The 13,031-nt window shown below is 57.5% G+C and carries 13 protein-coding genes, 2 tRNA genes and 2 rRNA genes (1 of these 17 only partly in view); 5 read left to right on the top strand and 12 right to left on the bottom strand.

What is annotated here, in order from left to right; all coding sequences use genetic code 11:
* Nucleotides 1-118 precede the first annotated feature (118 nt).
* Nucleotides 119-1,507 carry a dihydrolipoyl dehydrogenase gene (lpdA, locus tag GKR99_03555; GenBank protein ID NKB26672.1) on the top strand — a complete coding sequence of 463 codons (1,389 nt, stop codon included), beginning with the start codon at nucleotides 119-121 and terminating at the stop codon, nucleotides 1,505-1,507.
* Here lpdA and GKR99_03550 read toward each other — a convergent pair.
* Genes GKR99_03550 through GKR99_03540 form a run of 3 tightly spaced genes read right to left on the bottom strand, consistent with a single transcriptional unit; the run spans nucleotide 1,498 to nucleotide 3,355 of the window.
* The gene (locus GKR99_03550; GenBank protein ID NKB26671.1) at nucleotides 1,498-1,989 is read right to left on the bottom strand and encodes a GNAT family N-acetyltransferase; all 492 of its coding nucleotides are present in this window, start codon (nucleotides 1,987-1,989) and stop codon (nucleotides 1,498-1,500) included. The two genes, lpdA and GKR99_03550, sit on opposite strands and share 10 nt — an antisense overlap.
* Nucleotides 1,986-2,633, bottom strand: coding sequence for an FCD domain-containing protein (locus tag GKR99_03545; GenBank protein NKB26670.1), 648 nt, complete (start codon nucleotides 2,631-2,633; stop codon nucleotides 1,986-1,988). Before GKR99_03545 ends, GKR99_03550 begins: the two co-directional genes overlap by 4 nt.
* A gap of 32 nt (nucleotides 2,634-2,665) precedes the next feature.
* Complete coding sequence (locus GKR99_03540; protein ID NKB26669.1) at nucleotides 2,666-3,355, bottom strand: DUF45 domain-containing protein; 690 nt, start codon at nucleotides 3,353-3,355, stop codon at nucleotides 2,666-2,668.
* A gap of 108 nt (nucleotides 3,356-3,463) precedes the next feature.
* Between GKR99_03540 and GKR99_03535 the strand changes: the two genes are divergently transcribed.
* The 4 genes from GKR99_03535 to GKR99_03520 all read left to right on the top strand — a co-directional run bounded on the left by GKR99_03535 (nucleotide 3,464) and on the right by GKR99_03520 (nucleotide 5,932).
* Nucleotides 3,464-3,802: a TIGR02300 family protein gene (locus GKR99_03535; protein NKB26668.1), complete on the top strand. Its 339-nt coding sequence runs from the start codon at nucleotides 3,464-3,466 to the stop codon at nucleotides 3,800-3,802.
* A 96-nt stretch (nucleotides 3,803-3,898) separates the two neighbouring features.
* Nucleotides 3,899-3,974: transfer RNA gene (locus GKR99_03530), tRNA-Ala, on the top strand.
* Nucleotides 3,975-4,245: 271 nt separating this feature from the next.
* Complete coding sequence (locus GKR99_03525; protein ID NKB26667.1) at nucleotides 4,246-5,109, top strand: MBL fold metallo-hydrolase; 864 nt, start codon at nucleotides 4,246-4,248, stop codon at nucleotides 5,107-5,109.
* A 28-nt stretch (nucleotides 5,110-5,137) separates the two neighbouring features.
* Nucleotides 5,138-5,932: a DUF2189 domain-containing protein gene (locus GKR99_03520; protein ID NKB26666.1), complete on the top strand. Its 795-nt coding sequence runs from the start codon at nucleotides 5,138-5,140 to the stop codon at nucleotides 5,930-5,932.
* A gap of 132 nt (nucleotides 5,933-6,064) precedes the next feature.
* Here the strand turns inward: GKR99_03520 and GKR99_03515 are convergent, their stop codons facing one another.
* From GKR99_03515 to GKR99_03475, 9 genes are all read right to left on the bottom strand, one after another.
* Complete coding sequence (locus tag GKR99_03515; GenBank protein NKB26665.1) at nucleotides 6,065-7,033, bottom strand: 2-hydroxyacid dehydrogenase; 969 nt, start codon at nucleotides 7,031-7,033, stop codon at nucleotides 6,065-6,067.
* A 158-nt stretch (nucleotides 7,034-7,191) separates the two neighbouring features.
* Nucleotides 7,192-7,767 (bottom strand): hypothetical protein, encoded by a 576-nt coding sequence (locus tag GKR99_03510; GenBank protein ID NKB26664.1) that lies wholly within the window; start codon nucleotides 7,765-7,767, stop codon nucleotides 7,192-7,194.
* 104 nt (nucleotides 7,768-7,871) lie between these two features.
* Nucleotides 7,872-8,030: a hypothetical protein gene (locus GKR99_03505; GenBank protein ID NKB26663.1), complete on the bottom strand. Its 159-nt coding sequence runs from the start codon at nucleotides 8,028-8,030 to the stop codon at nucleotides 7,872-7,874.
* Between the two features lie 96 nt (nucleotides 8,031-8,126).
* Entirely contained in the window at nucleotides 8,127-9,110 is a 984-nt protein-coding gene (locus tag GKR99_03500; protein ID NKB26662.1) for a nucleoside-diphosphate sugar epimerase, read from the bottom strand.
* Nucleotides 9,086-9,499 carry a glycosyltransferase gene (locus GKR99_03495; protein NKB26661.1) on the bottom strand — a complete coding sequence of 138 codons (414 nt, stop codon included), beginning with the start codon at nucleotides 9,497-9,499 and terminating at the stop codon, nucleotides 9,086-9,088. The genes GKR99_03500 and GKR99_03495 overlap by 25 nt, the downstream gene beginning before the upstream one ends.
* Before the next feature lie 165 nt (nucleotides 9,500-9,664).
* The gene (locus GKR99_03490; protein NKB26660.1) at nucleotides 9,665-10,747 is read right to left on the bottom strand and encodes a glycosyltransferase; all 1,083 of its coding nucleotides are present in this window, start codon (nucleotides 10,745-10,747) and stop codon (nucleotides 9,665-9,667) included.
* A gap of 52 nt (nucleotides 10,748-10,799) precedes the next feature.
* Nucleotides 10,800-10,876: transfer RNA gene (locus GKR99_03485), tRNA-Met, on the bottom strand.
* A gap of 50 nt (nucleotides 10,877-10,926) precedes the next feature.
* Nucleotides 10,927-11,041 (bottom strand): 5S ribosomal RNA (rrf, locus tag GKR99_03480).
* A gap of 119 nt (nucleotides 11,042-11,160) precedes the next feature.
* A 23S ribosomal RNA gene (locus GKR99_03475) occupies nucleotides 11,161-13,031 on the bottom strand (it continues 971 nt past the right edge of the window).

Raw genomic sequence — 13,031 nt, 5'->3', positions numbered from 1 at the left:
ACCACTAGCCCAACCCCCACCAATATGCCAAAACACTGACAACACACGTTTGCCATACGTTTTGCCGACACTTTGCAGACGCTTTGCAGACCACGAAATCTAACCGAAAGGCCGCCCCATGCCCGCCTACGACGTCATCATCATCGGCTCCGGCCCCGGCGGCTATGTGTGCGCCATCCGCTGCGCCCAACTGGGCCTGAAAACCGCTTGCGTCGAAGGGCGAGAGACGTTGGGCGGCACCTGCCTGAACGTCGGTTGCATCCCGTCCAAGGCGCTGCTCCACGCCAGCCACATGCTGCACGAAGCCGAGGAGAATTTCGCCAAGATGGGCCTCAAGGGCAAGGCGCCCTCGGTCGACTGGAAAGCGATGCTCGCCTACAAGGACGAGGTCATCGGGCAGAACACCAAGGGCATCGAATTTCTGTTCAAAAAGAACAAGGTATACTGGATCAAAGGCTGGGCGAGCATCCCCGAGGCCGGCAAGGTCAAGGTCGGAGATGAGGTGCATGAGGCCAAGCATATCGTCATCGCCAGCGGCTCGGCCCCCGCGTCGCTGAAGGGTGTCGAGGTTGACGAGAAAACAATCGTCACCTCCACCGGCGCGCTGGAATTGGGCAAGATCCCGAAACGCCTGACCGTGATCGGGGCCGGGGTGATCGGCCTCGAAATGGGCTCGGTCTATGCGCGGCTGGGGTCCGAGGTCACGGTGGTTGAATTCCTCGACCACATCACGCCGGGGATGGACGCCGAAGTTTCGAAGGTCTTCCAGAGAACGATGAAAAAACAAGGACTTAAGTTTATCCTGAAATCCGCCGTCCAAGGCGTCGCGGTCAAGAACAACAAAGCCACCGTCACCTACAAATCCCGCAAGGATGACTCGGAATCGACGATCGAGGCCGACACCGTCCTGCTCGCCACTGGGCGTGTTCCCTTCATAGACGGGCTGGGTCTGGACGCGCTGGGCGTCAAAACCACCGACCGGGGCATGATTGAAACCGACGCCAAGTGGGCCACCAACATCCCCGGCATCCACGCCATCGGCGACGCTATCCAGGGGCCGATGCTGGCCCATAAGGCCGAAGACGAAGGAATGGCCGTGGCCGAACATCTGGCCGGTCAGCATGGCCACGTGAACTACGGCGTCATTCCCGGCGTGGTTTACACCCATCCAGAGGTTGCGACCGTGGGCGAAACCGAAGAAACCTTAAATAAATCAGGGTGTTCCTACAAGGTCGGCAAATTCTCATTCATGGGCAACGGACGCGCCAAGGCGGTCTTCTCAGGCGACGGCTTCGTGAAAATCCTCGCCGATGCAGACACCGACCGCGTGCTCGGCTGCCACATCATCGGCCCCGCCGCGGGCGACCTGATCCACGAGGTTTGCGTCGCGATGGAGTTCGGCGCCTCTGCCGAGGATATCGCCCGGACATGCCACGCCCACCCGACTTTCAGCGAGGCCGTCCGCGAAGCTGCGCTCGCCTGCGGTGACGGGGCCATTCACGCCTGAAGATCCAGCGCGAAGTACCGCATCCCCGCCACCGGACTGTCGTTATAGGGCGGTATCTCAACGAAACCGTAACTTTGATAGAGCGATACCGCCGCGTCCAGAAATTCCCCGGTGTCGAGGATAATCCGGCGATACCCGTTTGCCTGCGCAGACGTCAGCAACGCATCGATTAGTTGCCTGCCCAAGGCGTGACCGCGGGCGTCCGGAACCACGTACAGACGCTTCATTTCGCAGCTGTCCGCGTCATGGCGACGGTATGCGATGCAGCCAACACAGGCACCGCCCACGGCGCGCGCCAACAGAATCTCACCATCGGGTGGGGCGTATTTGCCCGGTAAACCGGCAAGCTCTTCAGAAAAATTCTGGAACGCCAGATCAATGCCAAAGTCATCTTCAAGGAACTGCGCATAGGCCAAGAACAGCGCGCCCGCATCTGCGATATCGGCATGTGAACGCGCCGCCGAAATCGTGACGTCCTTCATTGCGCCAGAACCCGCAGGCCCCGTGTCATATCCTCGGTCACGGCGCCGCGCAATGCAGCTTCGTCGCCCGCGCGCAGGGCCGCGATGATCCGGCCGTGGCCATTGTGGTTGTTGCCCGCGTCCAGGCGATCGTAAAGCTGCCGCATTGTCGGCCCAAGCTGTAGCCAGACGTTTTCAACCGTCGCCAACATCGCCGGGGCCTGCGCGCGCAGGTACAGCGCGCGGTGAAAATCAAGGTTGGCGCGGATATAGCTGACGGCATCCCGGCGCCAGATGGCCTTGTTCGCCTGATCATTGATCGCGGCCATGCGGTCGATCAATGCAATGTGGGCGCGCGGCAGGGCGCGCGCGGCCAGCTCCGCCTCGATCAGGGCGCGCAGCACGGCAAGTTCTTCGACACGCTCGGCACCCGGTTCCGGTGTCGCCACCCGGCCTGAGGTTGACAGCGTCAGCGCGCCTTCGGCCACAAGACGGCGAACAGCCTCTCGGGCGGGGGTCATGGAGACGCCGAATTCCGCGCCGATGCCCCGCAGTGTCATGGCCCTGCCTGGCTGAACCTCGCCCAGCATGATCCGGCTTCTGAGCGCCCGATACACCTGTTCGTGCGATGGGGTCTTTGGTTCTGGTCTGGGTGGTTTGCTCATGCGAAAAATGTGATCACAACATCTGCTGTGGGTCAATCCTTGAACTGAAACCGCTGTATTTCGGCCCCGTTGTCGCGCAGCCATTTCCGGTGCGCCCTGAACTCAGGGCACAACTCCTCGGTCACGGCCCAGAATGCGGGTGAATGGTTCATCTCGGCCAGATGCGCGACCTCATGGGCGGCGACATAATCCAGCACCTCTGGCGGGGCCATCACCAGCCGCCAGGAATACATCAGGTCGCCATTGGGCGCGCACGACCCCCAGCGAGAGCGTGTGTCCCGCAGGCTGATCTTGCCGTGGCTCAGGCCCAGTTGCGCCGCATACCGCCCTGAGGCTGCGACCAGCCGGTCGCGTGCCAACAGCTTCAGCGCCGCAGCGACACGCGGTCCCGGGCGATCCGGGGCAACCTCGACCCGGTCGGCCAGCAGACGCGCACCGCGCTGCCGTTCGGTGGCGACAATGGGCACTGCAACCCCCTCAACAAGCAACGTGGCCCCCGGTGCGACGATCACCTGCGCGGGTTGTCGGTCCAGTGTCCGGCGCAGCCAATCCTGTTTGTCAGCTGCGAACCCCCGGGCGACGGCCATCGACACGCCGCGCGGCACCGTCAGCGTCACCCCGCCGCCGTTCTGCGCCACCCGCAGGCTTAGCCGGCGCGCCCGCGCGCTGCGCCGCAGCTGCACCCGGATTGCCGGTTCGCCCACCCAGAAGTCTTCGGTCATTCACGTCCCACCCGACGATTTCGTGCGAAAGGCTTTGACAGCCCCCGGCGATCATGGCAACTGGCGCAGATTCAAACATGACCCGCAAAGAAGCAGAGTGAGATATCCATGCCCAAAGAGGAATGGGGAACCAAGCGGATTTGCCCGACCACCGGCAAGCCCTTTTATGACCTGAACGCGACCCCGATCGTCAGCCCCTATACGGGCGAGGCGGTCGTGCTGGAAACCGGCAAGAACGGGCGCACCATGGTGGCCGACAAGGCCGACAAGGACGCCAAGGTCGACGAAGCGGCTGATGCGTCAGACGATGATGAAGACGTGATCCTGGACGACACCGACGATGATGACGCCGATGTGGACCTGGGCGATGACGTTCTGGAAGACGACGACAACGACGATGTTTCCCTGGACGAGATTGCGGACGTCGCAACGGACGACGACGACTAGGCCGGTTTGCGGCCGGAGCTTGCGGGTTTTCCCCTTGATCCGGCCCCGCCCATCCCCTAGGAACCATCCGTCAGCGCCAGCGCGCGCTGCACACTCGGGGCCTTAGCTCAGTTGGGAGAGCGCTTGCATGGCATGCAAGAGGTCAGGGGTTCGACCCCCCTAGGCTCCACCAAACCATTACAACCCTCATCAATATCGCCGACCTGCGGTCGTGCGCTGCACGGTTCACCCTTTGCGGCCCATGATGCCCGGTCATCCCGCACATTGTTGCGACGATGATACCGGCGGCGGTCACCGGCCTGGCGATCCGTATTTGCACAAGTAATCGCCGCGATCTGTACCGCGCGCGGGGATCCGCACAGCTAATCGGGCAGGTATTGAGGCCGATCAATGACGCCGACACATTTGGCGCTATACCGGCAAAAAATACCAAGGAGATCGTGATGACACCCGAAGTGAAAGCCTTCTTTGACGAAGCCACCAACACCGTGTCCTACGTCGTCAAGGATCCGGACAGCAGATGCTGCGCCATCATTGATTCGGTGCTGGATTATGACCCCAAGTCGGGCCGCACGAATACCAGGTCTGCCGATGCCATAGTCGAGTATGTGCAGACGAACGACCTGACGGTCGAATGGCTGCTGGAGACGCACGCCCACGCCGACCATCTGAGCGCGGCCCCTTACCTCAAATCAAAAATCGGCGGGACCACCGCAGTCGGCGCGCATATCAGGGAAGTTCAGGACGTCTTTGCCAGGGTTTTCAATGTTGAAAAGGGCTTCCAGACCGATGGCAGCCAGTTCGACCATCTGTTCGAAGACGGAGAGGTATTTGCCGTCGGCCAACTGGAATTCCGCGCAATGCACACGCCGGGCCACACCCCGGCATGCATGACCTATATCGCCGCAGATACAGCGTTTGTGGGCGACACGCTGTTCATGCCCGACTACGGCACCGCAAGGGCCGATTTTCCCGGCGGCGATGCGCGTGTGATGTATCGCTCGATCCAGAAAATCCTCGCCCTGCCGGATGAAACAACGCTTTTCATGTGCCACGATTACAAGGCGCCGGGCCGCGATGTGTTCAAGTGGGAAACCACCGTGGCCGAAGGAAAGGCCAACAATGTCCATGTTGGTCTGGACCGGACCGAAGATGAATTCGTCGCCATGCGCGAAGCCCGCGACGCGACGCTGGATATGCCGACGCTGATATTGCCGTCTGTGCAGGTCAACATCCGGGCGGGTGAATTGCCCCCTCCCGAAGACAACGGCGTGCGTTATCTGAAAGTCCCGATAAACCAGCTTTGAGTATTCACCGCCACAATCGGGAACGCCCATGTCTGCCAATCACAACACAGATCGCCCACCGCTTCCCGGAGCACCCGAATTCGGACCGGTTTCCGGCATTCTGATCAAGCAGGCGCTTCGGCGGGGATGGGCGGATACAGTCCGCACGCCGCTATTTGGCTTTGCCTTCTCAGCGGTTTATGTCTTTGGTGGATGGTTGATGGCTTGGATTACGGTCCAGACAGGAACCACCTTCTGGCTGGTCCTTGCCGCGTTCGGCTTCCCGCTGATTGGCCCATTCGCGGCCGTGGGGCTTTACGAAATCTCGCGCAGGCGCGAACGTGGCAGGCCGTTGAATTGGCGCACCGTGGCCAGCGTGGTCATTAACCAGAGAAAACGCCAATTGCCAATGCTTTGCGCAATTATCATCGTCATGTTTCTGTTCTGGTTCTTCCTGGGCCATATGATCTTTGCGTTATTCCTGGGCCTTTCGCAAATGACCAATATTTCAAACTCACTCGCCGTATTTGCGACGCCAAACGGGATGGCGATGATTGCAGCCGGCTCAATTGTGGGGGCCGTTTTTGCACTGATCCTGTATATGATCACCGTATTGGCGATCCCCATGTTGCTTGACCGAGAGGTTGATTTTGTCACAGCAATGATCGCCAGTTTCAGCTATGTCCAAAAACACCCGGTGCCAATGATCGTCTGGGCCGTATTCATAGCGGTTCTGACGTTTGCCGCGCTCGTTCCGCTCTTTATCGGGCTGTTCCTGGTCCTGCCCTGGCTGGGCCATTCCACCTGGCATTTGTACAGCATGTTGATCGTGGAGGAAGCCTAACGCCACGGCCTGCATGGCTGAGCAGAGGCAATGCTTTCGCCGACCGATCAATTACACCCGGCCGCCTGTTCACCGAAATTCGGCATTTATGTCCGATTAAGGCGCCGCCCTTGTTGCCCGAAGATTTGGCTATTACGCAGACCCCAGATTCGCGCATTCGGGCACTGGCGTCAGCACCGTTCCCGTCCGGAAAAACTGGCTGAGGTTGTCGCAGGCCAGATCGCCCATTGCGCGGCGAACCTCAACCGTCGCGCTGCCGACGTGTGGTTGAAGGATCACGTTGTCCATCCCAAAAAAAGCTTCGGGCACAACGGGTTCCGCCTCGAACACATCAAGGCCCGCACCACCCAGCCGCCCGTTCTGCAATGCCTGAAGCAAAGCCCCCTCATCCACGACAGACCCGCGAGAGACGTTGATCAGAATCCCGTTTGCACCCAACGCCTCCAGCACTGGCCCGTTGATCAGATGCCGGGTTTCAGGACCACCCGGCGTGATGCAAATCAGGGCATCCGACACCTGCGCCATTTGTTCCAGATCCGCGAAAAATTCAAACTCAACCGGCTTCTTGCTGCGTGAATGATAGATAATATTGCAGCCAAACACCCCGAGCTTTGCGGCAATTTCCCCTCCAATCCGGCCCAGGCCAAGTATCCCCACGGTCAAACCGCGAATGGACCGGCTGAGCGGCGCATTCCCGTCTGAGGTCCATCGCCCGGCGCGAATATATCTGTCATTAGCCACGAAATCCCGCGCAACGCCCAGCAGTAACATGATGGCCGTATTGGCAACTTCGTCATTCAACACGTCAGGCGTGTGGGTCACGACTATCCCGCGTTGTGCCGCCGATTTCGCGTCTATCTGTTCATAACCGACGCCATAGCAGGAAATAACTCTCAGGTTCGGCAATGCGGTCATGATTTCCGGATCAATCCCGTCATGCCCATTTGCCATCACGGCCTCAATCTTTTCAGAATGATTGTTCAGGATCTCAGCCACACCAATTTCCGCAACATCCAAAACCGAGAATTCAGTTGAAAGCCGCGCCCGCATTCGATCCGTCACCTCGGTAATCAAAAGCAGTCCTCGCGCCGATTTTTGCATCACACGTCCTTCTGAAGAATTTCGACTTTGCATTGCCGTGGTTGATTTCACGCTCAACGCCTGAACTGAAAATGCTAGTTTACCGGAATACAACCAGAGTTCACTCGCATTGGAAACCCACACTCACGATCGCAGTATGGCCTTGCTTGCCACAAAACCTAGCGCCAATGATCCAGCAACCAGGGCGCTGGTCGTACAAATTTGTAAAGTCGTTTGTACCAGCGCGTCACCGGCCACTCACCGCGGGCATCCTCATCAATGTCAGGCTTTCCGGTGAAGGCAATGACCCGCGCATTCGTGGGCAATTCTGGCGACTTGAAAAAATTCAACGGCCAACGCGGGATGATCGAGTGCTTGTAGCTGAGGCACCATTCCGGTGGAAAATAATCAAATTCTCCCAATGTTCTGGAAATATACGTTTGGCTATTTCCATATTTGGCACGCATTCCAAGTGGATCCGCGCGAAAACCATTCCAAATTTCCGGAAGTTCCCCGATATTGAATCGGAAAACAGAAATATTTCCAATGCCTTGCCCCATCTGATTCCAATTCTCAATTGTCAGAAATTTGCTATCCGGCATGTAATCAAACAGCTCATCAATCGGACCGGTTATCAATAGATCAAGGTCAAAACTCATGACGGCACCAGATAAATCAGACACAGCTTCCTGAAATAGGAAAAGTCTTCGCCACGGCAGATACCGCATCTCCTCAGGTAAATCGAACTCAGGCATCGGGCGGATTGTGTTGAAAAACTCCGTTTTAGGGCCTGAACGATGATTTTTCTTTCCATGCAGCCCGATCCTAAATTTTTGGCGCGGGGGTCGGCCCAAATCGCCTACATGCGCTCACGCGCAGCCATGCGCTGTCTCGTGGTCAAAGCTTTCCGACTATTTCGCTTCATAGGTTTTCGCAAGAAATCCGCGACGCTCTGATTTCGGAGTTTTTCAACACAATCGGCGAATATCAACACCTTGCTCAATTCCGGTTGGATCATCTGTCAGACAGACAAACCACAAAGGCCGATTGGTATTGCGAGAGATCATGCATATTCGAATTGAATTACTCAGCCAGATACCAAAATGAATGGGTTTCACCCGACAGATCTGGATTGCACCTGATATCTTTCAACGATCTCTTCCGCAATCCCAGCCGTACAATCGAGCGGTTCATAGGGTGTTCCCCCCAAGGTGCCGTCCAGTGGCCGGATTGTCGCGATTTTTGACAGTTCACCAAGAAAGACGTCAAATTTCGGGTGTGACCCGGTCGGGTGAAACAGGTGGATTGGTTTTCCGGTTGATGCCGCTTCGCCCACCATGTTGATCGAATCAGATGTCACGACAATGGCGTCTGACAGGGCGAGGTACTGAACTAACGGGTTCGGTTCCTGACCGTCCCAGACCAGGACATTCCCCAGGTCGCGAAGCGCAAAAATGGCGTCCTGCAACGCCAGCGGGGTGCGGCGCGAGATCGTGATCATCAGGCTGGCGCCGTCACGGCGCAACGCCCGCAAATGCGCCAACAATTCCCGAATATTGGTTTCGTCGAACAGATGATGGCGGCTGTTACCGCCAATCAGGACGGCCACACGGGGGCCAGGCAGGGCGTTTAAATCGGCCCATGGCTCGGATCTGGCCGCTTCAAGGGCGGCAGGCGACATCCGGTGGGGCGAAGTCTTTGTCGCGTAGACATTGGGCCCGTCCATGCGGTCGTGGACCATCGTGACCAGCATGTCCGCGCCAGAGCGACGCGTGCGCGGATCCTTGAAATAAACGCAGAACGTTTGGGGTGAGCGCGCTTTCAGACGTCGCAAATAGGGGACGGTCCGCCTGCCGGATGCCAAACAAATATCCGGAAATGGCCCCTCGAGCACCCCAGTCGACCCCCTGTCACGAGGGTCAATTGGCCCCCAGGGCGCAAGGGCCGCAAATAGCCGACGTGGACGCACGCGGCGCAGCTCATACCGCGCATTTATCGCGTCGGCGACCCCGATAAGCGGCGCTTCGTGGCCGGTCTTTCCGTCACTCAGCAGCCATATGGAACGTGGGAAAGTCACGCGTTTCCAACCTGTTGCAATAGAATGTCATAGGCCGCAGCCTCTTTCGTCGTGGCCACCTCGATCGAAAAGTTCTCTTCCACGTGAACACGCGCATTCTGCCCTGCATGCGCCAATGCTGCCGGATCGTTCAGGGCATCGGCGATCACACGTGACAGAGCCACAGGATCGTTTGGCGCCACCAACCAACCCGTTTTTCCGTCGATGACCGTTTCCAGTGACCCACCATGGCGGCTTGCAATCACCGGAACGCCACAGGCACCGGCTTCGATTGGTGCGCGGCCGAATGCCTCGGGTGCGGTTGCCATCGAAAAGGCCAGATCGGCCGTGTCGAGGTGTGCCGGAACCTGATCGACACTGCCTGCAAAATGTATCCGCCCATGCGCCGGCCCGGCCGCAACCTTTGCAATTAGCTGATTGTGTTGAAAAACTCCGTTTTAGGGCCTGAACGATGATTTTTCTTTCCATGCAGCCCGATCCTAAATTTTTGGCGCGGGGGTCGGCCCAAATCGCCTACATGCGCTCACGCGCAGCCATGCGCTGTCTCGTGGTCAAAGCTTTCCGACTATTTCGCTTCATAGGTTTTCGCAAGAAATCCGCGACGCTCTGATTTCGGAGTTTTTCAACACAATCAGCTCATCACGTAAATTCGGCGAATCGTGGCCGCCCAAAAAGACCATCGTCCAAGGGCGGTCCGCCAAAGCCTCCAGCGCCTCAATGACGACGCTGTGCCCCTTCCAGCGGGATACGTGCGCGACCATCATTAGCAACGGGCCATCCTCTGCCCCGAAACTTGCCCGGATCTGGTGCTTCTGTTCATTGGTCGCGGCACCGGGCGAGAATTTTTCAACATCTACGCCACGCTGCGCAACATGGATGCGCGCAGATGGGTGGCCGTAGATTGAGGCAATATGCGCGGCGATGAACTTTGAATTTGCAATGACGAGTGGTCCTCGCAACATTACCCGGTTGTACCAGCGCTTCACAGCGGATCCGTGCCCATAAAGGCCGTGAAATGTCGTGATGAAGGCCGGGTGCCCCTTGGCCTTTCGGCAAGCAAACCACGCGGCCCAGGCAGGCGCGCGGCTGCGGGCGTGCATTATCGAGATCTTGTTCTCATCCGCGAAATCCGCAAGTTGGCGCGCCGCGCGCCGAACACCAAATGGCAATTTGGATCCAACATCCATCATCACATGGGTGCTTCCGGCGTCGGTGATCTGCGGGACCAGGCGCCCACCAGAACTGACAACCCAGTTCTCAATCCCTCGGGAACTCAGGTGCCGCGCCATATCGACGGTACTGCGTTCGACGCCGCCGTCATTCAGGGCCGGTAGAATCTGTGCCACCCGCATTGCGCAATCACCATTAAGACATTCGACTTGATGCATCGCGCACAATGACATCCGGCGTGCGTAAACATCAAGGCGTCGAGTGGTCTTGGGTCGTGAATTTGGTGAAGCATAGGAAACACCGTGCACGTGGACCGGTGTTGGGCGGCTAAGCGCACCTGGCCTGACAGTGTCCCCGCTCTGCGCGCAGGCATCGTCCTTTGCATCAAGGAGAAACGCACAGGGCCGATGATTTGGTCGACTGCTAACAGACCGTCTGGTCCATCCGAACAACCATAGATTTCCACGGGCGGACGCATTTTCCTGCATGCAAACGAAAAAGCCGCCGGGCAAACGCCTGACGACCTTCTAAAAGTTCCGTTGGTTGCGGGAGTAGGATTTGAACCTACGACCTTCAGGTTATGAGCCTGACGAGCTACCGGGCTGCTCCATCCCGCGCCAAAGGCGTTTTGTCATCGTTTCAGAGAGATTGAAAAGCGGCTTACTAGGTTTGGCGGTGACCTACTCTCCCACGTCTTAAGACGCAGTACCATCGGCGCGACGGCACTTAACTGCCGAGTTCGGGATGGGATCGGGTGTTTTGCTCGCGCTATGACCACCAAACCAAGAAAGACGCTTTTCTAACATCAGTCGTCGCCCTGGCCGATGGCCAAGACAACGTAATCCAAGTCGCATACGGTGTGTGTATGCTTTTGATATGTCTCGTAAAAGACTAGCTTCTACTGGATCAAATCAAGCCTATCGAGCAATTAGTACCGGTCAACTGAATGCATTGCTGCACTTACATCTCCGGCCTATCGACGTAGTGGTCTACTACGGCTCTCAGGGATACCTTGTTTTGAGGGGGGCTTCCCGCTTAGATGCTTTCAGCGGTTATCCTGTCCGATCATAGCTACCCAGCACTGCCATTGGCATGACAACTGGTCCACCAGTGGATCGTTCACCCCGGTCCTCTCGTACTAGGGGCAACTCCTCTCAAGTATCCTACACCCACGGCAGATAGGGACCGAACTGTCTCACGACGTTCTAAACCCAGCTCACGTACCTCTTTAAATGGCGAACAGCCATACCCTTGGGACCTGCTCCAGCCCCAGGATGAGATGAGCCGACATCGAGGTGCCAAACGGTGCCGTCGATATGGACTCTTGGGCACCATCAGCCTGTTATCCCCGGCGTACCTTTTATCCGTTGAGCGATGGCCCTTCCACTCGGGACCACCGGATCACTATGGCCGTCTTTCGACTCTGCTCGACTTGTCAGTCTCGCAGTCAGGCTGGCTTCTGCCATTGTACTCAACGAGCGATTTCCGACCGCTCTGAGCCAACCTTCGCACGCCTCCGTTACTCTTTGGGAGGCGACCGCCCCAGTCAAACTACCCACCACACAGGGTCCCGGATCCGGATAACGGACCGCGGTTAGGCATCAAGCAGAACAAGGGTGGTATCTCAAAGGAGGCTCCACCGAAACTAGCGTTCCGGCTTCAAAGCCTACCACCTATTCTGCACATGTTCGGCCTAATGCCAGTGTGAAGTTGTAGTAAAGGTGCACGGGGTCTTTCCGTCTAACCGCGGGAAGCCTGCATCTTGACAGGCAATTCAATTTCGCTGAGTCGATGTTGGAGACAGCGGGGAAGTCGTTACGCCATTCGTGCAGGTCGGAACTTACCCGACAAGGAATTTCGCTACCTTAGGACCGTTATAGTTACGGCCGCCGTTTACCTGGGCTTCAATTCAAGGCTTGCACCTCTCCTTTTAACCTTCAGGCACCGGGCAGGCGTCAGACCCTATACGTCGTCTTGCGACTTCGCAGAGCCCTGTGTTTTTAGTAAACAGTCGCCACCCCCTGGTTTGTGCCCCCGGATCCCACTTGCGTGAAACCCGGGCCTCCTTCTCGCGAACTTACGGAGGTATTTTGCCGAGTTCCTTCAACATCGTTCTCTCAAGCGCCTTGGTATTCTCTACCAGTCCACCTGTGTCGGTTTAGGGTACGATCTAATGGAGGGCTATTTCCTGGAACCTCTAAGCAGCCTGTTCAATCCGATAAGGACAAACTACCTTCGAGATCCGTCACATCCTCCTGGCCCAGGAATATTAACCTGGTTCCCATCGACTACGCCTTTCGGCCTCGCCTTAGGGGTCGGCTTACCCTGCTCAGATTAGCTTTAAGCAGGAACCCTTGGACTTTCGGCGACAGGGTCTCTCACCCTGTTTGTCGCTACTCATGTCATCATTCTCACTAGTGATCTCTCCACCGGATGGCTCACGCCCCGGCTTTACAGAAAACTCCGCGTCTCCGAAACCACCTAAGTGGCTGAAGAGACATGGAATTATGTCACACTACGCTCCGCTACCATGCACGCAAGCGTGCATCCTCAGCTTCGGCTCATGGCTTGAGCCCCGTTACATCTTCGCCGCAAGACAACTTATCTAGACCAGTGAGCTGTTACGCTATCTTTAAAGGATGGCTGCTTCTAAGCCAACCTCCTGGTTGTTTTGGTCGTCTCACCTGCTTTCCCACTTAGCCATGAATTAGGGGCCTTAGCTGGAGGTAAGGGTTGTTTCCCTTTTCACGCCGGACGTTAGCACCCGACGTG

The organism is Paracoccaceae bacterium (assembly GCA_012103375.1).
GTDB lineage: Bacteria > Pseudomonadota > Alphaproteobacteria > Rhodobacterales > Rhodobacteraceae > WLWX01.
The sequence above is the reverse complement of the archived record's forward strand: the minus strand, read 5'-3'. Positions and strand labels throughout refer to the sequence as shown.